25 protein-coding genes and 1 pseudogene are annotated in these 24790 nt (G+C 54.8%); 14 read left to right on the top strand and 12 right to left on the bottom strand.

The features are described 5' to 3' along the window. The coding region (locus BOW52_RS09355; RefSeq protein WP_135622222.1) for a diguanylate cyclase domain-containing protein at nt 1-486 on the top strand (486 nt) is incomplete at its 5' end. Between the two features lie 68 nt (nt 487-554). After that, nucleotides 555-1634 (top strand): TRAP transporter substrate-binding protein, encoded by a 1080-nt coding sequence (locus BOW52_RS09350; RefSeq protein WP_078483814.1) that lies wholly within the window; start codon nt 555-557, stop codon nt 1632-1634. A 106-nt stretch (nt 1635-1740) separates the two neighbouring features. Here BOW52_RS09350 and BOW52_RS09345 read toward each other — a convergent pair whose 3' ends face one another. From BOW52_RS09345 to BOW52_RS09305, 9 genes are all read right to left on the bottom strand, one after another. Further along, complete coding sequence (locus tag BOW52_RS09345; protein ID WP_078483813.1) at nt 1741-2712, bottom strand: GGDEF domain-containing protein; 972 nt, start codon at nt 2710-2712, stop codon at nt 1741-1743. A 141-nt stretch (nt 2713-2853) separates the two neighbouring features. Continuing rightward, the gene (locus BOW52_RS09340; RefSeq protein ID WP_172840280.1) at nt 2854-3420 is read right to left on the bottom strand and encodes a response regulator; all 567 of its coding nucleotides are present in this window, start codon (nt 3418-3420) and stop codon (nt 2854-2856) included. A 166-nt stretch (nt 3421-3586) separates the two neighbouring features. Continuing rightward, nucleotides 3587-4285, bottom strand: a complete 699-nt coding sequence (locus tag BOW52_RS09335; RefSeq protein WP_408021568.1) for a DNA alkylation repair protein — start codon at nt 4283-4285, stop codon at nt 3587-3589. Nucleotides 4286-4363: 78 nt separating this feature from the next. Then, nucleotides 4364-5746, bottom strand: a complete 1383-nt coding sequence (locus BOW52_RS09330) for a TRAP transporter large permease (protein ID WP_078483818.1) — start codon at nt 5744-5746, stop codon at nt 4364-4366. A 5-nt stretch (nt 5747-5751) separates the two neighbouring features. Next, nucleotides 5752-6303, bottom strand: a complete 552-nt coding sequence (locus BOW52_RS09325) for a TRAP transporter small permease subunit (protein ID WP_236725687.1) — start codon at nt 6301-6303, stop codon at nt 5752-5754. Between the two features lie 38 nt (nt 6304-6341). Continuing rightward, nucleotides 6342-7292: a homoserine kinase gene (locus BOW52_RS09320; protein ID WP_078483810.1), complete on the bottom strand. Its 951-nt coding sequence runs from the start codon at nt 7290-7292 to the stop codon at nt 6342-6344. 58 nt (nt 7293-7350) lie between these two features. Further along, nucleotides 7351-7689 (bottom strand): DUF2782 domain-containing protein, encoded by a 339-nt coding sequence (locus BOW52_RS09315; protein WP_078483809.1) that lies wholly within the window; start codon nt 7687-7689, stop codon nt 7351-7353. A 13-nt stretch (nt 7690-7702) separates the two neighbouring features. After that, a complete protein-coding gene (locus BOW52_RS09310) occupies nt 7703-8428 on the bottom strand; it encodes an LOG family protein (RefSeq protein ID WP_078483808.1) in 726 nt (241 codons plus the stop codon). Between the two features lie 34 nt (nt 8429-8462). Continuing rightward, a complete protein-coding gene (locus BOW52_RS09305) occupies nt 8463-9488 on the bottom strand; it encodes a ligand-binding sensor domain-containing protein (RefSeq protein ID WP_078483807.1) in 1026 nt (341 codons plus the stop codon). 131 nt (nt 9489-9619) lie between these two features. On the opposite strand from BOW52_RS09305, the gene polA reads away from it, so the two are divergent. After that, the gene (polA, locus tag BOW52_RS09300; protein WP_078483806.1) at nt 9620-12337 is read left to right on the top strand and encodes a DNA polymerase I; all 2718 of its coding nucleotides are present in this window, start codon (nt 9620-9622) and stop codon (nt 12335-12337) included. A gap of 275 nt (nt 12338-12612) precedes the next feature. Here the strand turns inward: polA and yihA are convergent, their stop codons facing one another. Next, nucleotides 12613-13233 (bottom strand): ribosome biogenesis GTP-binding protein YihA/YsxC, encoded by a 621-nt coding sequence (gene yihA / locus BOW52_RS09295; RefSeq protein WP_078483805.1) that lies wholly within the window; start codon nt 13231-13233, stop codon nt 12613-12615. A gap of 177 nt (nt 13234-13410) precedes the next feature. On the opposite strand from yihA, the gene BOW52_RS09290 reads away from it, so the two are divergent. The 11 genes and pseudogenes from BOW52_RS09290 (at nt 13411) to BOW52_RS09240 (ending at nt 23601) form a co-directional block, all read left to right on the top strand. Further along, nucleotides 13411-14019, top strand: coding sequence for a c-type cytochrome (locus tag BOW52_RS09290; protein WP_078483804.1), 609 nt, complete (start codon nt 13411-13413; stop codon nt 14017-14019). Between the two features lie 219 nt (nt 14020-14238). Then, entirely contained in the window at nt 14239-14889 is a 651-nt protein-coding gene (locus tag BOW52_RS09285) for a thiol:disulfide interchange protein DsbA/DsbL (protein WP_236725686.1), read from the top strand. Between the two features lie 40 nt (nt 14890-14929). Beyond that, a pseudogene (locus BOW52_RS09280) lies at nt 14930-16562 on the top strand (acetolactate synthase large subunit). 8 nt (nt 16563-16570) lie between these two features. Then, nucleotides 16571-17383, top strand: coding sequence for an endonuclease/exonuclease/phosphatase family protein (locus BOW52_RS09275; protein WP_078483803.1), 813 nt, complete (start codon nt 16571-16573; stop codon nt 17381-17383). A gap of 25 nt (nt 17384-17408) precedes the next feature. Further along, nucleotides 17409-19406: a GGDEF domain-containing protein gene (locus BOW52_RS09270; protein WP_078483802.1), complete on the top strand. Its 1998-nt coding sequence runs from the start codon at nt 17409-17411 to the stop codon at nt 19404-19406. A 44-nt stretch (nt 19407-19450) separates the two neighbouring features. After that, the gene (locus BOW52_RS09265) at nt 19451-20032 is read left to right on the top strand and encodes an ankyrin repeat domain-containing protein (protein WP_135622220.1); all 582 of its coding nucleotides are present in this window, start codon (nt 19451-19453) and stop codon (nt 20030-20032) included. A gap of 173 nt (nt 20033-20205) precedes the next feature. Further along, nucleotides 20206-20784, top strand: a complete 579-nt coding sequence (locus tag BOW52_RS09260) for a DUF2148 domain-containing protein (protein WP_078483800.1) — start codon at nt 20206-20208, stop codon at nt 20782-20784. A 303-nt stretch (nt 20785-21087) separates the two neighbouring features. After that, nucleotides 21088-21732: a class I SAM-dependent methyltransferase gene (locus BOW52_RS09255; protein ID WP_320416264.1), complete on the top strand. Its 645-nt coding sequence runs from the start codon at nt 21088-21090 to the stop codon at nt 21730-21732. Between the two features lie 89 nt (nt 21733-21821). Then, a complete protein-coding gene (locus BOW52_RS09250) occupies nt 21822-22442 on the top strand; it encodes a LysE family translocator (protein WP_078483798.1) in 621 nt (206 codons plus the stop codon). Nucleotides 22443-22471: 29 nt separating this feature from the next. Further along, a complete protein-coding gene (locus BOW52_RS17210) occupies nt 22472-22954 on the top strand; it encodes a hypothetical protein (protein ID WP_174672672.1) in 483 nt (160 codons plus the stop codon). Nucleotides 22955-22986: 32 nt separating this feature from the next. After that, nucleotides 22987-23601 (top strand): Rieske (2Fe-2S) protein, encoded by a 615-nt coding sequence (locus tag BOW52_RS09240; protein WP_078483797.1) that lies wholly within the window; start codon nt 22987-22989, stop codon nt 23599-23601. On the opposite strand, the gene BOW52_RS09235 is transcribed toward BOW52_RS09240, so the two are convergent. Together BOW52_RS09235 and BOW52_RS17755 are read right to left on the bottom strand one after the other, a co-directional pair. Continuing rightward, nucleotides 23602-24111, bottom strand: a complete 510-nt coding sequence (locus BOW52_RS09235) for a hypothetical protein (RefSeq protein ID WP_078483796.1) — start codon at nt 24109-24111, stop codon at nt 23602-23604. A 389-nt stretch (nt 24112-24500) separates the two neighbouring features. Beyond that, complete coding sequence (locus BOW52_RS17755; RefSeq protein WP_269087647.1) at nt 24501-24635, bottom strand: hypothetical protein; 135 nt, start codon at nt 24633-24635, stop codon at nt 24501-24503. Nucleotides 24636-24790 lie beyond the last annotated feature (155 nt).

Here is a 24790-nt window from a genome sequence, read left to right as displayed (position 1 = left end):
CGGGGCGCCGTAGGCATAAACGGTCGCGTTAAGTATTTGCCGCTTGCTTGGGCTTGGACGCCCAAAACAAGCTTCCGCAAAAATAGCGACTCCCCGATCCTCGATCTGGATGGTTTCAAACCGATCAATGATGCAATGGGTCATGCCGCAGGGGATGAGGTGTTGAAGGTGGTGGCTGAGCGTCTGCTGGCCTGCGTGCGGGATGCCGATACCGTGGCGCGCTACGGTGGTGATGAGTTTGTGGTGGTACTTGATGGCTTGCAGCAGGAGTCTCAGGCAAGCCGGGTCGCAGAGGAGATTCTGAGCAGTATTGGTGATTCCATAACCATCGATGGGCAGCGCTGCCAGGTGGGTGTCAGCATCGGTATTTCGGTATTCCCTGGCGATGGGGATGATGCTGATAAGTTGCTTAAAAATGCAGATGCTGCACTCTACGCCGTCAAACATGGTGGTAAAAACAGTATGAAGTTCTATTCGGGGCTATAGTTAATCCCAAATTAATAGCCCTGAGTGTTAGCAGCAGGGCAATCCGATAACAACAAAGGAGATCGTTGATGAAGCGTCGTGAATTTATCGGCAAGGTGGGAGCAGGGGCCGTAGTGGCGGGTGCCGCCATCGCTGCACCGGCCGTGCATGCTAAAACCAAGATCAAATGGAAGATGGTGACTACATGGCCGAAGAACTTCCCCGGTCTTGGCACAGGCGCCAACAATCTGGCCAAGCTGATCACAGAGATGTCGGGTGGTCGAATTGAGGTGAAGGTCTACGGTGCCAAAGAGCTGGTTCCCGCCTTCGAGATCTTCGATGCCGTATCGCGCGGTACTGCTCAGATGGGCCATGGCGCTGCCTACTACTGGAAGGGTAAGAGTGAGGCGGCACAGTTCTTCGCCGCCGTTCCCTTCGGTCTCACTGCGCAGGAGATGAATAGCTGGCTCTATCACGGTGGCGGAATGGAGCTCTGGCAGGAGGTCTACAAACCTTTTGGTCTAGTACCGACCGCTGCACTCAACACTGGGGTGCAGATGGGCGGTTGGTTCAACAAGAAGATTGAAAAACTCGAGGATCTGAAGGGATTGAAGATGCGTATTCCGGGTCTTGGCGGTGAGGTGCTGCGTCGCCTTGGCGGCACTCCCGTCAGCCTGCCGGGTGGTGAGATCTTTACCTCGCTTAAATCGGGAGCGATAGATGCCACCGAGTGGGTTGGACCCTACAATGACCTAGCCTTCGGTCTCTACAAGGCGGCCAAGCACTACTACTACCCCGGCTGGCATGAGCCAGGTACTACCCTGGAGTGTTTTGTTAATAAGGAGGCCTTTGATGCGCTGCCCAAGGATCTGCAGGTGATCGTGCTCAACGCCAGTAAGGTGGCCAATCTTGACGGCCTCTCTGAGTTCACTGCACGGAATAACAAGGCGCTGCATACGCTGGTCAACGAACACAAGGTCGACCTGCGTAAATTCCCCGATGAAGTGTTGGTGCAGCTGAAGAAGGTCTCCGATGAGGTGGTGGCTGAGGTGGCGGCGAAGGACCCTATGTCACAGAAGGTCTACGACTCCTACCTCGCCTTCCGTGATCAGGTAGTGGCCTGGCACGACGTCTCGGAGCGGGCCTATCTGAACGCGCGCGCACTCTAATTTAGAGGTTCGGTGCTTGATGAAGGGGCGGCTTATGCCGCCCTTTTTTTGTAGATAGGTGTGGGTGCCGTAGTCGATTGATCCAGGCTTCCTCGCACAGTGGTGGTTAGAAGAGCTCGACGCTCCCTTCGGTATGGTGATCGTTATCGTTGAGATCACTGAAGTTAACGGTACGATTTCTGCCGCTCGATTTTGCGTGGTAGAGCGCGTTATCGGCATGCTCAAGTAGCAGGGCGGGTGGTGCGATGGGGTCGATCAGGGTATAGCCGATACTGACGGTGACGTGTCCAGAGGGGAAAGTGTACTGCTCGACGGCCTCGCGGAAGCGTTCCAGGGCGTCGATGGCGCCAACGGCATCACAACTGTTTACCACCACGACAAACTCCTCTCCTCCGTAGCGGAACAGGAAGTCAGAGTTACGGAAAATCTTCTCCATCAGTGTGGCAAAGTGGAGTAGCACCTCGTCGCCATAGAGATGCCCATACTGATCGTTGATCATCTTGAAGTGGTCGATATCGAGTATGGCCAACCAGGAGAAATCAGTTCTCGTCTTGTCGTAATTGCTACGGTAAAAACTTACGACATCATCGAGTGTTGTATCGAGTGTCTGTCGGTTCGGTAGGCGCGTGAGCGTGTCTCGCTCCTTTGAATCGAGCAGTGCAACCTGATTGGCGTAGATGTGATAAAGACCCTCAACAATGGTGGTATCCCTGTTGCTAAGATCGCCACAGATGAGCATCACTCGGCGAGGTTTCACGTTGTTGGTGACGTCGAAAACGATCCAGTGTTTGCCATCCTCCTGGATATGTTCAACTCCCCCCTTACTCTTTGGTAGAAAACGCATCAGAAGATCGGTGTTGTTGTCGCGATGGTGATCATCGAGCGATAGAGGGAATCGTCTGATCAGGAGATCTACGGGTACGAGTGGGTCACCGAACACCTCATAGGGTGCGACTCCCGTTACGCCATCGAGCGAGCTGAAGAAGTGGATCATGGCGTGGGTCAGGGATTGGTAGGTCTTATGAGCCAGAAATGTGGCTGATAACTCAAAGGCCTGTTTGGCATTAAGGTTGTTCATAGCTCTGCTTGGCAGTGTTTGCCGGTGATAACTGCAACATTGAAGATAGTAGCACAGGCAGGGTACTTCACGGCGTGCGCGATGCCAGGAAACCGGGTGAGACGAGGGTGGCTACAGAGGTTCTAGGGTTATGCCTATGACTTATTTATCGCCATTGAAGGTCTTGATGCCAAGCAGTGAAGCGACCTTATGAGGCTTCTGGGTGTATGGGGCGTCATTGGTAGCGAGCAGGAACCCTTCTACTTGATCAAGTACCTTGAATGGAACGTGATCCTGAAACGTCTTCAGATGCTCCATGATCTCACGCGCCTGGTTGATTTTGAGCGCATTGATGATGTGGTAGCAGAGCATGTCGGGTAGCAGTGTGGTGTTGAATGGCTTGGCGATACGGGAGCCGAGTTCGTACTGTTTCTGCACGTTGTAGGGGTCTGTGTGTTCATCCAGTGCATTGAGAAAGACGACGGCGGGGTGGATGGTGTCCTGTTGCAGTGCCTTGGCCAGCTCGGTGCCGGAAAGCCCTGGCATGATGACGTCGAGAAAGGCGATGAAATAGCGATCTGGTGAGACACTGAAGCTGTTTAGCGCCTTGAGGGGATCGGAGTAGAGCTCGTAGGGGAGCTTGAATCCGGACAAAATTGCGTCGAACAGGTCGAGGATCGAATGGTCATCATCCACCACCATGATGCGTCGATCTTTTAAATCTTTCATTGCGCTGTCCATGCAGAATAGAGCCTGCACAAGTATATGACTGATTTAGTCGGTTATATGTGATGATTAGCTGGGTAGCTCTGTAGGGCGGAGGGGTTTGTGATGTACGCATTTGCTTACAGCATGAAGAATATGTCGGTTTGAGAGGGTGTCGAGTCGACTAGAATTATCCGGCCAGTATCTGTTTTCGCTCAGTGGGTGGGAATTTCTCGATGGCGTACCGCAGCATGGTGCGAGGCATCTGAAGGTGGTGTTTGCGTAAAAAACGCAGTTCTGTCTGCTGATCGCGCTTGCCGATTTCGCGCAGCATCCAGCCGACTACCTTGTGGATCAGATCTTCAGGGTCAGCCAAGAGTTTTTCCGCGAGTTGCAGGGTTTCATCGAAGTCGTTCCGTTTGATGAAATGGTAGGTCGCCATCATGGCGATACGCCGCTCCCAGAGCAGCTTGGAGCGTGCCAGCTTATGGAGTGGCTTGCGGCTGCGCTCAGAGAGCCAGCCGCCGATGATGGGGTGAGCGCTGGTGTCGACTAGATCCCAGCTATTGATGTGTTTGGTATTGGCAAGATAGAAGCGATAGATCAGCCGCTGTTCAGCGGGCTCGGCGTGTTGAAACTGTCCAACCAGAATGAGCAGCGCCAGCAGTCGCGCCTCGTGCCACTCGGAGTGGAGTAGCTGTTCACACTCATCGATTGCCAGGCTGCGGTGTTGCCGAGCCAGCTGGCGCAGTGGTGGTACGCGGATACCGAGAAAACGATCCCCCTCGCCGTACTCGCCAGGCCCTGTCTTGAAAAAGCGCTGTGCGTGGGCGGCCTTGTCGCTATCTCCCAGTCTCTTGAGCTGTCGCATGATAGATTTGTATGTCACAACACGTTCCTTGCTATCTCTAGCTCATTGTTGTCGGATTGATGGCAGTTTAAAACATTTAGGCGCAAGACCTGGTGTCTAGCCGTAGATGGTGTCTGGCAGCCAGGTGGCGATCTGTGGCCAGTAGGCGATGACACCCATGGCGATTAGCTGGATCACGATAAAGGGTGCGACGCCGCGGTAGATCGCGCCAGTGGTGACGCTCTTGGGTGCTACGCCGCGTAGGTAGAAGAGTGCAAAACCGAATGGGGGTGTGAGGAAGGAGGTCTGCAGGTTGAGGGCGATCATGACCCCTAGCCAGACCGGATCGAGGCCCATCGCCAGCAGGATTGGGCCGACGATCGGTACCACCACAAAGGTGATCTCGATGAAGTCGAGCACGAAGCCGAGCAGGAACATGATGATCATCACCACCAGCACCGCGCCGAAGGTGCCACCCGGCAGGCCGGTGAGTAGTCTTTCAACCACCTCATCGCCGCCAAAGCCGCGGAAGACCAGTGAGAAGACTGAGGCGCCAATGAAGATCATGAAGACCATGCTGGTGACGATGGTGGTGCTGCGCATCACCTCCTGCAGTCGCTGTAGGGTTAGCTGTCGCTGACTAAGTGCCAGTAGCATTGCGCCGACTGCGCCGACTGAGGCCGCCTCGGTTGGGGTGGCGAGACCGCCGATGATAGAACCGAGCACAGCGAATATCAGCAGCAGCGGTGGCAGCAGTACCAGCACCACCCGTTTCAACAGCCCTTCACGGCGAGAGGAGCGCTCATCGTTAGAGAGGTTTGGCATCAGGTCGGGTTTGACCAGTGAGATAAAGAGTAGATAGCCGACATAGAGCGCTACCAGCAGTAGTCCTGGTAGTAGCGCACCGGCAAAAAGGTCACCGACTGAAACAGTCTCAGGTGACCAGATACCCTGATCGAGCTGCGCCTGTTGATAGGCGCTGGAGAGTACATCACCGAGCAGTACCAGAATGATCGAGGGGGGGATGATCTGCCCGAGGGTGCCGGAGGCACAGATGGTGCCACAGGCGAGTGACGGGGCGTAACCGCGTTTGAGCATGGTAGGCAGCGAGAGCAGCCCCATGGTGACCACGGTAGCGCCGACGATGCCGGTACTGGCGGCGAGCAGCATGCCAACTAGGGTGACCGAGATGCCGAGACCGCCGCGAAGTGGACCAAATAGATCGGCCATGGTGTCGAGCAGGTTCTCAGCAACACGGGATCGTTCCAGCATCACGCCCATAAAGACAAATAGCGGCACGGCGATCAACGTTTCGTTGGTCATAATGCCAAACAGACGGTTGGGAATTGCCTCCAGGAAGGCGCCATCAAAGTGGCCGCTCTGGCTACCAATGAGTGCCGCCGCCAACGCAGTGCCACCGAGGGTGAAGGCGACTGGGAAGCCGAGCATTAACACCAGGCAGACGGCGAGAAAGAGCAGCAGGGGTATCAGGTCGAGCAGCTCCACTAGAGTACGCCCTCCCCTTCGCTATCGCTCTCCTCATCTGCGCCAGCCAGTACTAGCAGGCAGTGAAGGATTTTGGCTGCGCCCTCCACAATCAGCAGCAGACCCATGATCAGAATGGCGCTCTTTAACAGGTAGGTGGCGGGAATGCCGCCTGCGCCACGAGAACCCTCTAATAGTGACCACGAGGCAGTGACATACTCCCAGCTATACCAGAGGATAAATCCGGAAAGCGGCAGAAGAAGAAGTAGTGTTCCGAGTAGATCTACCCATGATCGACTCCGTTCGCCCATTTTTCGATAGAAGATATCGACTCGAACATGACCGTTGTGGCGCAGGGTGTAACCGGCACCGATTAGGAACACCAATGCATGCATGTAGGTGATCGACTCCTGCATCGCAATCCAGCCGATATCGAACAGATAGCGCAGCAGTACGACTGAGAAGGTGGTGATTACCATGCCGAGGGTGAGCCATGCGACGCAGCGGCCGCTCCACTCGTTAATCGATTCGAGGCCGGCCTTGGTGCGTTTAGCGGTGGCGATCCAGTTCACGCGCCCTACCCCTCAGGCCCTGACATCGTGATAAGGCCCTAGAGCCAGATGGCGTGGATTGCATCGCGATGTTCGATGCGATCGATGAGGATGTTCTTGAACACGTCGGGGTCTTTGATGTGGGTGATCTCGCCCTCACGTGGAAAGTGTTTATCCTGCAGGCGAGAGAGCCAGAAACGCAGTGCAGCGGCACGCAGCATCACCGGCCAGACGGCATGCTCATCGCTGCTCAGCGGTCGTTCGCTGTGGTAGGCGCTGAGCATGGCACGCAGCTTCAATTCATTGAGTGAACCGTCCTCATTACCACACCAGTCATTAACTGTGACGGCGAGATCATAGAGCAGGATGTCGTTACAGGCGTAGTAGAAGTCGATAATGCCGGTGAGGGTGTCGCCCTCGAACATCGCATTGTCGCGAAACAGATCGGCGTGGATGATGCCGCGTGGCAGGTCGCTGTGGCGATACTGTTCCTGAAACGCCAGCTCCGCCTTGAGCAGCTCACGCGAATCTTCATCGAGGGCTGGCAGCATGCGTTCGGTGGTGACGGCCCACCAGTGGGGACCACGACCGTTGTCGCGTTGGTGGGGAAACTCAACACCGCAGCTATGCATATGACCGAGTGACTTGCCGAGCGCGGCGCACTGCTGCTCGTTGGGTAGTTCGACATTGGCACCGCTGAGTCGCTGTACCAGTGCCGCCGGTTTGCCGTTCAGTTCTCGCAGGTAGTGCCCCTCCCGATCGGCCATCGGATGGGCGCTCGGCACCTCGTGTTCGGCCAGAAAGGCCATCATGTCGAGGAAATAGGGGAGTTCGTCGGCACTCAACGACTCAAACAGGGTGAGCACATACTCACCCTGTGTGGTGGTGACGAAGTAGTTGGTGTTCTCGATGCCGGCGCTGATGCCGGTATGGCTGACCAGCGTACCGAGGTCGTAGTGTTCGAGAAATTGGTTGAGTTCTGGCTGCTCAACAGGTGTATAGACTGACATGGGGCGGCGGCGTTTATTGTTGTGGCTATGAAGCGCCGAATTCTAACAGGTTTCCCGCCTACCAGCGCATCAACACCCAACCGGGGATAACCATGTCGTTCTCGAGACCCTCGCTACGGCGGTCGAGTCGACCATCGCCATCGGTATCGACCAGGTAGTAGGTGACGCCCTTCATCGGAGTGATCTTGACCATGTAGAGGTGGCCGTTGACGCGATACTCCTTAACCGTCTCATCGCCGCGGGTGCGAATGGTGATCTCGGGTTCAAGTGTCTCGCCGCTCTCAACACTGGAAGGCAGTGCGGGTGGCTCCGGTACGGGCTCAAGCTCAGGGGGCTGGGCTGTGACGGAGGTGGAGAGTGCAAGTAGAGCGATCAGGGGTAGCAGGCGCGTGGTCATTATTAGAATTCCGTTAGAGTTCAAGCAGGGTCTCCTGCTCCTTGGCCGAGGGTTCAATCCCGCGATTTTCATAGAAGTTGAAGATAGCATCAACCACATCCTGAGGTTTGTCCAGAAGCTGGAACATATCCATATCCTCGGGGCTGATGGTCCCCTCCTCCACCAGGCTCTCTCGGAACCAGTCGATCAATCCCTCCCAGAATGGCGTATGGACCAGAATGATCGGAATACGGCGCGATTTGCCGGTCTGCACCAGGGTGAGGATCTCAGCCAGTTCGTCCAGGGTGCCAAATCCACCCGGCATGACCACGTAGGCGGCGGCATATTTTACGAACATCACTTTGCGCGAAAAGAAGTGGCGGAAGCTGAGTGATATATCTTGATAGCCGTTACCGGTCTGCTCATGGGGTAGTTGAATGTTGAGTCCCACTGAGGGTGATTTGCCCTCGTAGGCACCCTTGTTGGCTGCCTCCATGATGCCGGGACCGCCACCGCTGACCACCGAAAAACCGGAGTCGGAGAGCAGTCGTGCAATATCCTCGGTCAGTTTGTAGTAGGGGTGGTCGACCGGCGTGCGTGCCGAGCCGAAGATGCTCACCGAGGGGTGGATCATCGCCAATCGTTCAAAGCCCTCCACAAACTCCGCCATGATCTGGAAGATCTTCCACGACTCACGGGTGAGTTGGGTGTCGGTGGCCCCTGACATGCCAAGATGGTGCGACTTATCTGTTTTATCCATGATGTGGTCTTTATTTTTTGGTTAGAAATCGTGGTTAGTGGTGGCTGAGTGTCGGTTGTCCGATCCGAGCAACGGCGCCCTTAACGCCGGCCCAAATGGTGCCATCGGGTGCGGCGGCCAGAGTGTAGATCTCATCGCTCGGGAGTCCGCTGCTGTGGTCGAGGCTGCGCCAGCGTCCGCGACTATCGAAACGGCTGATGCCACCTTCGGTGCCAAACCAGAGATTTTGCTTCTCATCTTCAACGATAGTGTAGACGTTGTTGCCTGAGAGGCCGTTCTGGGTCGAGTAGCCTTGCCAGTTGATGCCGTTGAAGCGCCCTGCTCCCGAACCGCTGCTACCGATCCAGATGTTATCGGCTGGATCGCGGTGAATGTCGAACAGTTGTGGTGGTGTTGCTGTGGCCTCTCCTGCAGATGGCTGCAGTGGGTCTTGCCATGTGTCGCCGCGGAGAGTCAGTGCGCCGTGGTTGGTGCCGAGCCAGATGCGCCCCTCACGGTCGAGTTCGATGGCGTAGGGCAAGGTGCCCGCTTTTAGCGGGTGTGCAAAGGGTGAGATGCGATCTGTTTCGGGGTCGAACTGGTAGAGCCCCGCCTTGGCGCCGATCAGCAGTTTGCCATCGGTAAGTGTCTTGAAGCTGTATACCCGGCTCTGCTCCAGACCGTTGGCATCGGGAAACTGTCGCCACTCTCCCGCCTTGTAGCGGGTCAGGCCACGGCTGCAGCCGAACCATTTGTAACCCTGTCCGTCGATATGGATTGAGAGAACATCCTCGTCGGGCAGGCCGTCGGCTCGGGTAAAGGTGTGGCGTGGCGTGGCACCCTGCAGGTCGACGCCGACCACGCCGACGCTGGTGCCGATCCACATTACACCCGCTTCGCCATCCGCCTGCATCGCGTGCACGTCGACCCCCTGCCCCACACCGAAGGTATTGAGCATGCGCCAGTTCGTCTCAGCGCTTTCAGTCGCAGGTGATTGTCCGTTGTCATCGCGCAGATAGAAGTAGCTTGCGACGGCCGTAGCCAGAAGCGCAATGACGAATATGTCTCTAAATGTTTTCAATTGTCTATTCTTTGTCGCTATTAGCGTTCATCTTGTGGGTTAGTGCTCGTTTTTGTTGAGGTGATAAGAGGATTCTACTTTTATCGCTGTTGTGAGTCATTGCCGGGAAAGTTATCGGTATACTCCACACCATGCAAAAAAATGATCAAAACCCCCTCGTACTGGTGGATGGCTCCTCCTATCTATTCCGCGCCTTCCACGCCATGCCACCACTGACCAACTCCCACGGCGAGCCGACCGGTGCCGTCTACGGGGTGCTCAACATGTTGCGCAGTCTGCTCAAGGCCTACCCGACCGACCGTGTCGCGGTGATCTTCGATGCCAAGGGCAAGACCTTCCGTAACGAGATGTACGCCGAGTACAAGGCACACCGCCCACCGATGCCCGATGAGCTGCGCGGCCAGATTGAGCCGCTGCACCGCACCATCGAGGCGATGGGACTGCCGATGCTGGTGATCGAGGGGGTCGAGGCGGATGATGTGATCGGCACCCTGGCCAGGCAGGCCGATGCGCTCGATATGCCGGTGGTGATCTCAACCGGTGACAAGGATCTCGCGCAGCTGGTCAATGAGCGGGTAATGCTGATCAACACCATGAACAACTCGGTGCTTGATGTGGAAGGGGTGGTGGAGAAGTTCGGCGTGCAGCCGGGTCAGATCATCGACTACCTCACGCTGGTCGGCGATAGCGCCGACAACATTCCCGGTGTGCCGAAGGTGGGGCCAAAAACGGCGGTGAAGTGGCTCACTGCCTATGGATCACTCGATGAGATCATCAGTAAGGCCGATGAGATCAAGGGCAAGATCGGTGAGAACCTGCGTAACAGTCTCGAGCAGCTGCCACTCGCGCGCGATCTGGTCACCCTCAAGTGTGACGTTGAGCTGGAGCAGGGGCCGCAGGATCTGCAGCCGCAGGAGCCCGATAATGAGGCACTGAAAACCCTCTACGGTCGACTTGAGTTCAAGAGCTGGCTCGCCGAGCTGCTGGGGGAGGGTGAGTCTGCCGCTGCCGCGGTGGCGGAGGAGGCCGCTCCACCACAGGTTGAGGCGGAGTACGAGACGGTACTCGATCAGGCCCATCTCGATCGCTGGATCGCTGAACTGGAAACGGCCGAGGTCTTCGCCTTCGATACTGAGACCACCAGCCTCGACTATATGGAGGCAGAGGTGGTCGGGCTCTCATTTGCGGTTGAGGCGGGCAGGGCGGCCTACGTACCGCTCAGCCACGACTATCCTGGCGCCCCCGATCAGCTCGATCGCAAAGACGTGCTCGAACAGCTGCGTCCACTGCTGGAGGACCCGCAGCGTGCCAAGGTGGGGCAGAACCTTAAATATGATCGTAGCGTGCTCGCCAACCACGGTATCACCCTCAACGGTATCGTCTTCGACACCATGCTCGAGTCCTATGTGCTCGACTCCACCGCCACCCGCCACGATATGGACTCCCTGGCGCTCAAGTATCTGAATAGAAAGACGATTCACTTCGAAGACATTGCCGGCAAGGGTGCCAAGCAGCTCACCTTCAACCAGATCGCACTGGAGGAGGCGGCCCCCTACGCCGCCGAGGATGCCGATATCACCCTGCAACTGCACCAGACCCTCTGGCCACGGCTAGAGAGGGAGGAGGGGTTGAAGCAGCTGTTCGAGACGGTAGAGATGCCGCTGGTGCCGCTGCTCTCCGATATCGAGCGTACCGGCGTGCTGGTCGATCGTAAGATGTTGCAACAGCAGAGCGGCGAGCTGGCGATTCGCATGGCTGAGATCGTTGAGCAGGCCCATGCGGAGGCGGGTGGAGAGTTCAACCTCTCCTCACCAAAGCAGGTCCAGGAGATCCTCTTCGGACAGCTCGGCCTGCCGGTACTGAAAAAGACCCCCAAGGGGGCACCCTCAACGGCAGAGGAGGTGTTGCAGGAGCTTGCCTACGATTATGCGCTGCCGAAGCTGATTCTCGAGTACCGCAGCCTCTCCAAGCTCAAATCGACCTACACCGATAAGCTACCTAAGCAGATCAGCGAGCGCAGCGGACGGGTTCACACCTCCTACCATCAGGCGGTGGCAGCGACCGGGCGACTCTCATCCTCCGATCCCAATCTGCAGAACATCCCGGTACGCACCGAGGAGGGGCGACGCATCCGTAAGGCGTTTATCGCGCCTGAGGGGCAGATTATCGTCGCAGCTGACTACTCGCAGATCGAGCTGCGCATCATGGCGCACCTCTCACAGGATGAGGGGCTGTTGAAGGCCTTTGCCAGTGGTGAAGATGTGCACCGCGCCACCGCCGCTGAGGTCTTCGGCGTGGCGCCTGAGGATGTCACCAGCGATGCACGTCGCAGCGCCAAGGCGATCAACTTCGGTCTGATCTACGGCATGTCTGCCTTTGGCCTGGCCAAGCAGCTCGGTATCGATCGTGGCTCGGCACAGGGTTATATCGACCGCTACTTCGAACGTTATCCCGGTGTGCACAACTACATGGAGGAGACACGGGAGCAGGCGCACGAACAGGGCTATGTCGAGACGATCTTCGGTCGCCGCCTCTACCTCCCTGACATCAATGCGCGTAACGGCCAGCGCCGTCAGTACGCCGAGCGTACCGCCATCAACGCCCCGATGCAGGGCAGTGCGGCCGACATCATCAAGCGGGCGATGATCGACGTGCAGGCGTGGCTCGCCGAGCAGGGTGGGGCGCGCATCGTCATGCAGGTCCACGATGAGCTGGTCTTCGAGGTGGAGGAGGGTGCTGTTGAGCGTGTCAGCGAGGGTGTGCGTAGCGAAATGATGGGGGCAGCGGAACTCGCCGTTCCGCTAGTGGTCGATATTGGTATCGGTAGTAACTGGGAAGAGGCGCATTAGGCGACGAATGTTAAACAGTGTCACAACCTGACAATTCACCTTGTTGGCTGCCAATTAGCAACTAGACTTGATTCTCAAGTTGTGAGCGAGAACGGTGCCAACGGGCTGGCACCATATTGAATCCCCCGATGGGGGGCATCCCTGTACCCGGCCCTGAGCGGTCGGGATATTGATACCCGGTTCATATCCCCCCCCCCCTTGAACCGGGTTTTTTTTGTCTGAAATTTGTCCTGTGCCTGCTCAAGACTACCGTGATTCTCTCCAATCGAGCCAGATTATTCGTCCTCCTCAATCAGCGAGTCCGAAAGCAGCCATTCAGAGAGATGTGCACGGGCCTGGTCGACACCGGTCTTTTTCGTTGCCGAGAAGAGCTGGATCGAGATATCGGCATCGACCGTCTCCAGATCGCGCGTCACCTTGAGCAGTGTATTCTGCGCCGCACCCCTTTTGAGCTTGTCCGTTTTGGTCAGCAGGATGTGCAGCGGCAGGTTGGTCTCGGCACAAAAATCGATCATCTGCTGGTCAAAATCGGTCAGTGGGTGGCGGATATCCATCATTAACACTACGCCGCGTAGGCATTTACGCTGTCCCAGATAGTCGCCCATCAGCTTCTGCCACTTCTTCTTCATCTTCTCCGGCACCTTGGCATAGCCGTAGCCGGGCAGGTCGACCAGACGGTGTTCCGAGTCGATATCAAAATAGTTGATCGCCTGGGTTCTACCGGGTGTTTTGCTCACCCGTGCAAGGCTCTTCTGGTTGGTTATCGCATTGAGTGCACTCGATTTACCAGCGTTAGAGCGTCCGGCAAATGCGATCTCGGCACCGCTGTCCTCGGGACAGCCGCTGAGTTCGACAGCGCTAATAGTGTAGTGAGCGGGTTGGAAATTGATGGCCATTTTTCTCTTCGTTTTGCACTCGATAAAGGAGGGCGATTATAGCTGAAAGTGGAGTTTAGAATTTGACCAAATGCTTATGCACTGGTATACAGGTTGGCTGATTTTTGCTGCTTTGGCCCTTGCGGGCGAAGTATGGTGAGCCAAACCCACGCCCACGGGGCGACAGGAGCTAGTTAGATGAAGAAGTTTATTGCGATGAGCGCCGCGCTCGTAATGTTGGGAACCGCAGGTCACGCAGCCGCCGATGCCGCCGCAGGAAAGACCAAAGCAGCCGCCTGTGCCGCCTGTCACAGCGCCGATGGTAACAGTGCCATCAATCCTGAGTGGCCGAAACTCGCGGGTCAGCACGCCAGCTACATCGCTAAGCAGCTTGCTGACTTCAAGGCAGGCACTACACGTAATAACGTACTGATGACCAGCCAGGTTGCTGCGCTCTCCGAGAAGGATATGCAGGACATCGGTGACTACTTCGCTACCCAGACCACCTCAATTGGCTCTGCCGATCAGGAGAAACTCGCGCTGGGCGAGAAGCTCTACCGCAGTGGTAACAGCGACACAGGTGTACCCGCCTGCATGGCGTGCCACGGCCCTAGCGGTGCCGGTAACGCAGCGGCCAAGTTCCCTTCACTAAGCGGTCAGCACAGTGTATATGCTGCTAACCAGCTGAAGGCATTCCGCAGCGGTGCTCGCAGTAACGATATGAACAACATGATGAGCGATGTTGCAGCCAAGATGAGCGATGCTGAGATCGACGCAGTCGCGGCCTACATGTCCGGTCTGCACTAAGCGAGCAGCAAGCTTGTGAAAAAGGGGTGGCCTCGGCCACCCCTTTTTTGTGTCTGAAAGGATGAATCCCTGCACAAAATGCCTATTCAAGGCGGGCATGCTGTGGCTAGCTGTTGCCCCACCCGATGGGGCACGATAGGGTTAGCGCCATTACCTGATCTGCGCTGGGGAACGGAATGCGTAAAGCGCGTTCTAAACACTCCGTTGCAACAATAAACGATGAAAAGAACTGGAGAGATGATGAAAAAGTTGAATTGGTTGTGGTTGAGCCTGCTGGTGCTCCCCTTTGCGCTCCACGCTGAGACCCCTATTGAAGAGGGTGTTCACTATTTTGAGCTGATCCAGCAGCAGCCGACCACCGCCCCCGACAAGGTCGAGGTGGTTGAACTGTTCTGGTACGGCTGTCCACACTGTGACAAGTTCGAGCCGTTTGTTAAGGATTGGGAAGCGAAGAAGTCTGACGATGTCGCCTTTGTCCGTGTCCCTGCCACCTTCCGTCCGATCTGGGAGTTCCACGCCCGTGTCTACTACGCCGCTGAACTGCTCGGTGTCGTCGACAAGATCCATGAGCCGATGTTCCACGCGATTCACCGTGACAATCAGCGTCTCGATTCACCCGCCGCCGTTGAAGCTATATTTACCGAGCATGGTGGCGTGAGCAGTGAGCAGTTCCGTAAGGCATTCAACTCCTTCTCAGCGGTCACCAAGTCGCGTCAGGCGAAACTGATGGTGCAGCGCTACGAGATTACGGGTGTTCCCGCCATCATCGTTAACGGCAAATATCGCGTCGCTGGGGTTGGCGGCTTCGATCAGATGCTGAAGACGGTTGATTACCTGGTCGCAATGGAGCGTGCAGTCGTCAAGCAGTAACTGAGCTGCCCGTTCACACTTACCAACGGGGGTGTGGTTGATGAAGGCAGCGGAGCTGATGGTGAAGTGCCTGGAGAACGAGGGTGTTGAGTACATCTTCGGTATTCCGGGCGAAGAGAACCTCGATGTCATGGATGCGCTGCTCGATTCGAAGATCGAGTTCGTCACCACCCGACACGAACAGGGCGCGGCCTTCATGGCCGATCTCTGGGGACGACTCAGTGGCAGTGCCGGTGTCTGTCTCGCCACCCTCGGTCCGGGGGCGACCAATCTGGTCACCGGCGTCGCTGATGCTAATATGGACCACGCCCCGCTGGTAGCAATCGCCGGTCAGGCGGGTACCACGCGGCTGCACAAGGAGTCGCATCAGGTGCTCGACCTGAAGGGCATGTTCGACCCGATCACCAAGTACGCCTCAACCCTGCTAAGCCCCAACATCACCACCCGAGGTGGTGCGCAAGGCGTTCAAGGTGTCGCAGTCGGAGAAGACCGGCGCCTGCTTTATCGAATTCCCCGAGAATATCGCCGAGATGGAGGTGGAGGACGAGCCACTGCTGGTGCGTCAGCCCCATCCCCCTGAGCCACCACTGGAGCGGGTCGAGGCGGCGGCGCAGATGATCAGCGACGCGCGTAATCCGTTGATCCTGGCGGGTAACGGTGTGATTCGCGCCAAGGCGTGGCAGCAGCTGGCGGACTTTGCCGAGAAGCTCAATATCCCGGTCGCCAATACCTTCATGGCCAAGGGTGTGATCCCCTTTAAACATCCGATGGCGCTTGGCAGCGCGGGTCTGCAGGCGAATGACTACATCAGCTGTGGTTTTGACAGCGCCGACCTGATTATCTGCATCGGCTACGATCTGGTCGAGTATCACCCCTACCTCTGGCACCCCACCCGTGATCGCAACATCCTGCATATCGATATGAACGCCGCTGAGGTCGATGGTTGGTACGGCGTTGAAGTGGGTGTGGTGGGTGATCTCAAACACAGCCTGAACCGCATCGCTGAGTTGACCACGCCCCATCAGGGCCACCACATGCGGCCACTGCGTGAGGCGCTAGCGCGCGAGATGGCGGAGAAGAGCGAAGATCTGAGTTTCCCGGTCAAGCCGCAGAAGATTATCTGGGATCTGCGTACCGCGATGGCGCTGGAGGATATCGCCATCTGCGATGTCGGCGCACACAAGATGTGGATGGCACGCATGTTCCGCTGCGAAGAGCCCAACACCTGCATCATCTCCAACGGCTTTGCCAGCATGGGCATTGCAGTACCGGGGGCGATCGCGGCCAAGCTGCGCTACCCGGAGCGCAATATCGTGGCGGTGACCGGCGATGCCGGATTTATGATGAACTCGCAGGAGATTGAGACGGCGATCAGACTCAAAACAGCGATTGTGATTCTGGTCTGGAACGACAGCAGCTACGGGCTGATCGGCTGGAAGCAGATGAACGCCTTCGGTCGCACTTCCAATGTTGATTTCACCAATCCCGATTTTGTGAAATACGCCGAGGCGTTTGGTGCCAAAGGGTATAGAATTGAACGTATCGATGAGCTGCTGCCGACACTCAGGGCGGCGTTCGAGAGCGGTGAGGTCTGTATCATCGACTGCCCGGTCGACTATCGGGAGAACCTGAAGCTTACCGAGCAGCTCGGTGAGATGGTCTGTCCAATCTAGGGGGATTGATGAACAGTGGCAGTGTCGCTGTAGCGCAGCAGCCAGTCGAACGGATCGGACACGATCGCCCGTTACGTCTGCTCAGCTATAACATCCAGGCGGGTATCACTACCCGCAACTACCACAACTACATCACCCATAGCTGGAAACACCTGCTGCCCCACTCGGAGCGGATGGATAACCTGGCGCGTGTTGCCCAGCTGGCCAGCGAGTTCGATATTGCTGGCCTGCAGGAGGTCGATTCTGGCAGTCTGCGCAGCGGATTTATCAACCAGACCGAGTACATCGCCCACCGTGGCCACATTCCCCACTGGTACGACAAGACCAACCGTAATCTCGGCAAGCTGGCGCAACACAGCATTGGCATGCTGAGCCAGATCAAACCAACCCATGTTAGTGAACATAAGCTGCCCGGAGTGATACCGGGTCGGGGTGTGTTGAAGGTCGAGTTCGGCGGTAAGGATGATCCGCTGGTAGTGATTATCATCCACCTTGCGCTCGGTAAACGCGCACGAATGCGTCAACTCGATTTCATCAGCGAGCTAGTCTCGAGCTATCGCCATGTGATCCTGATGGGTGATCTGAACTGTGTCTCCGAGAGTGAAGAGATTCGCATGCTGAGCAGCAAGACCGACCTGCATGAACCGGTGCACGGCCTGCACACCTTCCCTAGCTGGCGACCGGAGAAGAATATCGACCATATTCTGGTATCGCCGACGCTCAAGGTATGTAAAATCGGGGTATTGAAATACCCCTTCTCGGACCACCTGCCGATCGCGATGGAGCTGCGTCTGCCGAAGGGGCTCTACATCGACGAATGAACAACACTAGAAGGTAGAGTGGGTAATGGCAGAAGACGCATCAGGCGGTAACTGGCAGTACAAGTACTACGCACTGTTGGAGCAGCTGGAGCAAAACGACAAGCAGGCAGTGCATGTAGAGAATCTGCTGCGCCGCTCACTCAGTCGCATCTCACTCGCCGCCGATGGCCTCGACGAGAGCCTCGACGAGAGCCTCGACGATCAACTCAAGGCGCTGCGAAAGTCGATCCGCGACGGCGTAGACCACGACACCCTCACCACCATAATCGATGCCATTTCAGCCACACTGACGCGCCTTGATACACAGCGCGAAAAAGAGGCCGCCGCCAAACCCGCCGACCTGCTGATCGAACTCTTCGATGTCATCGAGTGGCCATCCGGTGTGGCCCGCAAGCTCAAAACCCTTCGTCACGATATGGAGCGTCTCAATGATGAGACGGGTCTGCCGCCGATCATTCGCGAATTTGCCGGGCTGCTGCTGGAGGCGGGGGAGAAGATCGCTGAGGAGAAGCACGAAGCGGGCGAGGAGGGTGAGAGCGAAGAAAAGGGCGGTCTGTTTGGCCGACTCTTCGGTCGCGACAAAAAGAGCGAAGAGGAGAGCGTTGAAGAAGAGGTGGATGATTCGCTGCCGGAGCCACCCGCTCTGGATGAGGTGCCAACCCCCAATGAAGCGCCACCGACACCAGAAACTGAGGCCGCGCCATCCCAACCCTCCACACCACAGGCTGAACCTGTTGAGGCCGCGCGTGGCGTATTAACACGCATTATCAGCGGCGTGCAGCTCGATGATGGCGATGAGGTTGCTCAGGGACTGCAGCAGCGTGCCCAACAGGCGACCGAAATGGAGTTACAGCGTCTTACCGATGAGTTGCTGGCACTTCTTAATCGATCACCAGCAGTGGTTGTCGCCAGTGAAGCCGTAACCACAGAGGGCGAGGTGGTTAGCGAAACGGTTGCAGAAGAGGAGCCACTCGAGAGTGCACCACACGCCGCCGAGGTGCTGTTGCAGCTGATGGAGCGCCTGGCGCTGCCCGAGGAGCTGGCTGAGCGTGCCGAACTGGTAAAAGACCAGATTCTAAGCGCCAGTGATATGGCCGAGTGGAAGGCGGTGCTGGAGGCGATAGCCGACCTGATCTCAGAGCTGCGTGCAAAGATCCAACGTGAGCGCCACGACCTCGAAAAATTCCTCGAACAGATTACCGCCCGACTTGATGAACTCGATGAGCACCTGCAGGGAAGCAGTGAGGTTCGCGAGGCCTCTATGAAGAGCGCCGGCGAGATGCGTAGCCAGGTGCAGGCACAGGTTGCAGGCATCTCAAACAGTGTTGAGGAAGCGAGTGATATCGATGTGCTGAAGCAGGATGTGCAGGAGCGCATCGATACCATCCTGCGCCATGTCGACCGCCATCACGACGATGAGGTGTCACGCAACGAACAGCTCGAAGAACAGGTGAAGACGATGCAGGCAAGCCTGCAGGATCTCGAACAGGAGAGCGGTGAACTGCGTACACGCATGGAGCAGGAGCGTAGCCAGGCGATCACCGATGCACTCACTGGTATTAATAATCGCATGGCCTTCGATGAGCGCATCGAGCAGGAGTTCTCACGCTGGAAACGTTTCAAAGAACCGCTCTCACTCACTGTGGTCGATGTCGACTTCTTTAAAAAGGTAAATGATACCTACGGACACAAGGCGGGCGACAAGGTACTGATGACCATCGCCGGACTGCTCGGCAAGAATATTCGCGAAACAGATTTTCTCGCTCGCTACGGCGGTGAGAAGTTTGTCGTCATTATGCCAGGCGCCGATGCCGAGGCCGCCTTCGAGGTTGCCGACAAATTACGCATGGCAATTGAAAAGTGTGGATTCCACTACCAGGACAAACACGTCACCATCACCATATCCTGCGGAATTAGCCAATTCCACTCCGGTGATGATCCCGAAAAGGTGTTTGAGCGAGCCGACGCCGCACTCTATAAAGCGAAGGAGAATGGGCGTAATCGTTGTGAGATAGGCAAGTAATATTAAGGGCAATGTGGATAGGGCGAAATACCACGCTCGAAATTATGATTCGTAAATTAATTATAATAATTATTTTCGCATCATTGATACCTACAGTGATCCAAACATGGCGATTCGTTAATAATACATACGGTTTGGCTGTTCTAGCAATTCAAAGGGATGATCAAACTACTCTGTATCCATATACAAAAGAGAGCTATTTTATTACCCCAGCATGGGCGATGTGGTTAATTGAAAATACGGATTTTCACTATTATGGAGATTGTTCAGATCTATTAGATAAGGTGTGTGGTGAATCTCTTGTGGCTTATGTTGGAGGGATGTCTGATTTTGATGTGGATCAGGATGCCGCATATAAGTTAATTGATCATTTTATTAAGAGAGGAGAGCCAGTGAACGTTCTCTCGAATCATGGGTTGGCACCGCTGCATGAGTCAATTCTCTACAAAAACAATAAGTACTTGGAGATTTTGTTGGAAAATGGAGCTGACCTAACGGTTAGAACGAATAATATTGAAAGGGAGTGGCACGATAAGAGTTCGACTGAATTGCTAGAGTGGTTGGAATCAAATCAACCAGGTGAGTACTCCGAAGCTATTAAAATTATAAGCTACTACCGTGACTGATTTAATGTGGGTTTGGTGAGATTTGGATGTTTTGGGTTAGTGTAATAATGTTTTAGAAGGCCTAGATATTATTGATCGGTGTAACAATGGATTGATTGGTGGATGAAAAAGTCAAAGATGTTTCTCCAATAGTTTTTGATCAGTTTTATTTATACATTAATGAGTAAATAAATATGGAGCAAACAATAGAAACCGTGATCAATTTGATGGCGGCCTCAGCTATTGCCGCGCCCAAGGCCGGAGGTAAGGATTGCCTGAATATTGTGGCGATAACCGGTGGCGATGATCTGAAGCGTATTGCCGATGAGATGCGACAATATGCTCACAACAGTTCCAAGGAGAACTATTGGCATCGTGATGCGACCAATACCGAAGGCGCTCAGGGGCTGCTACTCATTGGTTTAAATGGTGCGGTGACGGCGGGTTACGATTGTGGCGGTTGTGGTTATCGAACCTGTGTCGAATTTGAAAAAGAGCGCGAGTTAAAAGATTTTGAGATGGGCTATTCGGGACCACACTGCATTATGCGAATGATGGATATCGGTGTGGCGCTTTCATCGGCGGCCAAGGCCGCCAGCATGTTGAATATCGATAACCGAGTGCAGCAGAGAGTAGGCGCGGCTGTCCGTGCATTGGGCTACATCGAGTGTGAAGTGGCGATGGGTATTCCAATCAGCATCAGTGGTAAAAGCATCTTCTATGATCGGAAAACACCCAGCAAAGCGAGTTTGGCAGAGAAGGCGGATAAATAGCGCTAGATCAGATTAGATAATCAAACTCACCTTTGGTTTGAAGTCATCATTTGGTTATTACAAGCGATGGTGTTTTACGGATAACCGGGATGAGTATTTATTGTGCGTTTAATCCATTATCCATCGTTCATTAACTTCTATTGATGGCGCCCTGATGCTGTCGTGTGATAGATGAAATCTCTGGATAGAGAGCGAGGCGGGTGCTGTGTCTGAAGCAGAGTGGATTGAGACTGGGATCAGGCTGCCACTATCTTTTGAACGAGTGGTTTGGGTGTTATGAGTCGGTACGCTGATGAGGAAATAGTGGATTCATGGCGAGCAAACGCTGGGCCGTGGTGTGAGGCTGTTCGTGAGGGAAGGATCGAAAGTCGTGAGTTGATCACCAATAGCGCAATTATTGATGCGGTTTTAGAGCGATCGCCTAATTGTGCGCTGGACGCGGGCTGTGGTGAAGGATGGCTTGTCAGAGCGCTGGAACAGCAGGGCGTGACAGCGTTGGGTATCGATGCGATCCCCGAGTTGGTTGAGCTGGCATCTGCAGAGGGTGTTGGAAAATTCAGAGTGCTCAGTTACGAAGATCTCTCAGCAGATGACTTTGAACAGCGTTTCGATGCGGTGGTCTGTAACTTTTCACTGATCGGTAAAGAGTCTGTGTCGCGGCTGTTTGCAGAAGTGTCTGCGCTGTTGACCGAAGGTGGGGCATTGATTGTGCAGACGCTACATCCGATCGTTGTCTGTGGTGACAGGGAGTATGTCGATGGTTGGCGCGATGGTTCATGGGAGGGCATAGGGGGTGATTTTTCGGCGCCCGCTCCCTGGTACTTCAGGACCGTTGAGTCATGGGAGAGCTTGTATCTGAGTAACGGATACAGTGCTTGTGAAATTGTCGAGCCATTTAGCACGCAGAATAAGCGTCCGGCTTCACTGATAATGATTGGCGAGAAGTAACAATATGTTGTGCAAAGTGTTGTGTGTGCTAAAGGCTTTGAGTTAAGTGGCAAGGGCCAGCTAAATGACTTATCAACCTAGTGAATCAAATGATTAGTACCTACCTGATTTTGGCGTCTGTAACCTTTGTCGCAATGATGAGTCCAGGTCCTGACATGATGATAGTTGTGAAGCATAGCGGTGCACGAACCCGCTGGCCTGCGTTGCTCTGTATTGTGGGAATATGCTGTGGAGTATCAGTCCATGTTGCATTTTCGATCTTGGGGATTGCAGCAGTGATTGCAGCGAACGCTACGCTCTTCTCTGCACTGAAGTTGGCTGGTGCCGCGTACCTTGTCTATATAGGAGTGAAATCACTCCTATCTGGCGGCGGCTTTCAGTTCGATGCGACCGAGGCAAATGGTGATAAAAACCGTGCAACTCCCTTTCGTGATGGTCTGCTCTGTAACGTTCTCAATCCGAAGGTGACGATATTCATCATGGCGATATTTTCGCAGCTCATCGAGCTGGCAACGCCCACGTTTGATAAGGCACTCTATGGTGCCTTTCTCACGCTTGAGGTCTTCGTTGTCTGGAATCTGTTTGTATCATTTGTCCGTACGCGGCTGGTGCCAGGTGTGATCCAAAAATTCCAGGTCACGATCGATCGCGTTGTTGGCGTGTTGTTGATCGGTTTTGGTGGTGCATTGGCGTTAGAGAGAGCCAGATAAAAGATAGTTGGTAGATTAGATAGGAGGTAATGATGGGCTCTATTAATATAAGACCGTTTAAGCTGTTCATGCTTCTTGCTACATCACTGCTTCTTGTCTCATGTGCGGCAGGAGATGTCCGGTTCTCACAAGATACACCTGCCGGTTTTTGGTATGGCCTCTGGCACGGCGTTATCTCATTCATCACACTGGTAATTCATCTTTTCAACGAGAGTGTCAGCGTCTATGAAATTAACAACTCAGGTGGGTGGTACGACTTCGGCTTTCTGCTTGGCGTGATCTCTATATGGGGTGGCGGTTGCCACGTCAGCTGCAAGACGGCCGCGACAAAACGGCGCGAGAAGGAGTGGGAAGAGATTGGCGATAAGGTCGAGGCGAAGGTGATGCGCAAATTAAAGAGGTGGTCAGAAGATGAAGATGGCACTGAAGCCAGTGCTGGGTGGGATGAGATTGGTGAGAAGGTTGAGAAGAAATTAAAACGAAAGATTCGTGAGTGGGCCGAGAAGGATTAGCTTGTTACTGGTTACGGTAGATATTACAAAGCATGAGTAACAATATTTCTCAAAAGAGTGTTGAACGTAGAAAGCAGCTCTCGGGCCTGGTTTCATTAATGTTTCTAATCGCGATCGCTGTGGTTCTCTATGTCTTTATCTCAAGTCTCGGTGGCTCTGATAAGGGGGGTACCGATAATCAGTGGCTGGAGATCGACACCCGCTACTTTGCCGTAGGCACAACGGTGTCTGCAGCATGGCAAGGTAAACAGCTTTATATCTCTCGACGATCAGCAGAGCAGTTGGCATTGCTACGAGCGTTGTCTGCAGTGCCGGGTCTCTATGAGCAGAATCTTTTAGAGCGTGACGCTGATGACCATTCAGGTGATTTACCGGATGAGTTTATAGTCCTGACTGCGAATCGTACCGGCTGTCTTGTAAAGCGTAGAGCAGAGGCGCCTGACTACCTATCACCCGAACACTGGTTAGGTGGTTTTTATAGTCCCTGTGAAGATGCCTACTTCAACCTATCCGGTAGGCGATATGCGAAGCCGGTAAGAGTGGGTGAGCAGATAACAGAATTAAGTGGCCTCACGGTGGTGCCGCACACACTAACGAGCGATTTAACGTTGATGGTTGGCAGTGCTGAACCTCGGCAGCCCAAGTAGTTAAGTCTTATTGAGGAAGCCAACTGCACGACGATAGGGTTCAGGTAACGCCTGGTTAAACGCCTCTAACTTCTCGTAGAGCTGCTTAGGTGGCGTTCCCTTCGCCTTTTCACCTTCATAGAATTCAATGCGTTTTTCACGCACCTTGCCGATCAGCTCCTGATACTGTTCGCGGTAGGTTATGTTGCTGGTGGGCGTTCCATCGAGAAAGCGTGCACTTCGACCTGGTTTGAGCGAGTCGGGCTCAATGGCAAGTAGGTCAGTGCCGTAGGCCGTACTGCGCGCCATACGTGCCGCAAATTCTGGATCGTTATCGATACGACTACGCAGCGCGACTTTGTGGTCAGTCACCGGTTGCGGTGTTGAACGATAGGCGGCCTGTGCGGCGTGACTGATCGTGACGGTGTCTTCACCTCTACGTTGCACCTGATGCGGTCCTGGCTCGTTACGACCCACGCGTGGCGTCACCGCTGCACGCATCGGGTTGTAACTGTTGATCGAGATTGCCATTCACACTTTCCACTCACAGATTGATCCGGTGAGATAGATGGCAAGTACGGGGCCAAGAGTTGGATTATGGTCTGCGGATTGTTACTGCCCTGTTATGTAAGAGAATAATTGAATCTATGTTTGAACAAGCAGCGCAAGGCTGCAAAAAGCGGCAAGGGATTGCCGGATGTTGACTGCAGGTTATTGCCGCATAGGGTGACAATAGGTTTAAGGTTCTATTTGATCTGATAGTTGTTGATGAAAAGTGTCTTAAATGAATGCGTCTTGTCTTACGTGTTAATCACTCATCTGTTTTCTGAATTTCCATATCTTGCGTGATAGGAATCGACGTGGTCGTGGTAGCGTATCCAGGTGGAATTTCAGAGCGTCCACTTGTGACTGCTCCTTGTTTATTGTGAACTCAACCAGAGTCTTGCCGACTCGAAATGGGCGCGCTGCACGAGGAAGGAGCCGTACTTGTCATAACCACCTGCTGATGTATCGGCACGATAGACCGTATCAGGCATCAGCTCGATGTTTGTCATTTGTAGAAAATCTGCAGGCAGAAGAATGTCGGCATCAAGAAAGAGAAGCCACTCTGCCGCTGACCGCCATGGATAGCGAAGCGAAGGCGGTTAGTCCGCGATAGTCGACGCCGTCTGTATATTCGTAGTTGAGAGCGTGAGCGAACGACGTAGAA

Source organism: Solemya pervernicosa gill symbiont, assembly GCF_002020875.1.
Classification (GTDB): Bacteria; Pseudomonadota; Gammaproteobacteria.
This window is presented reverse-complemented; position numbering and strand designations above follow the sequence as displayed.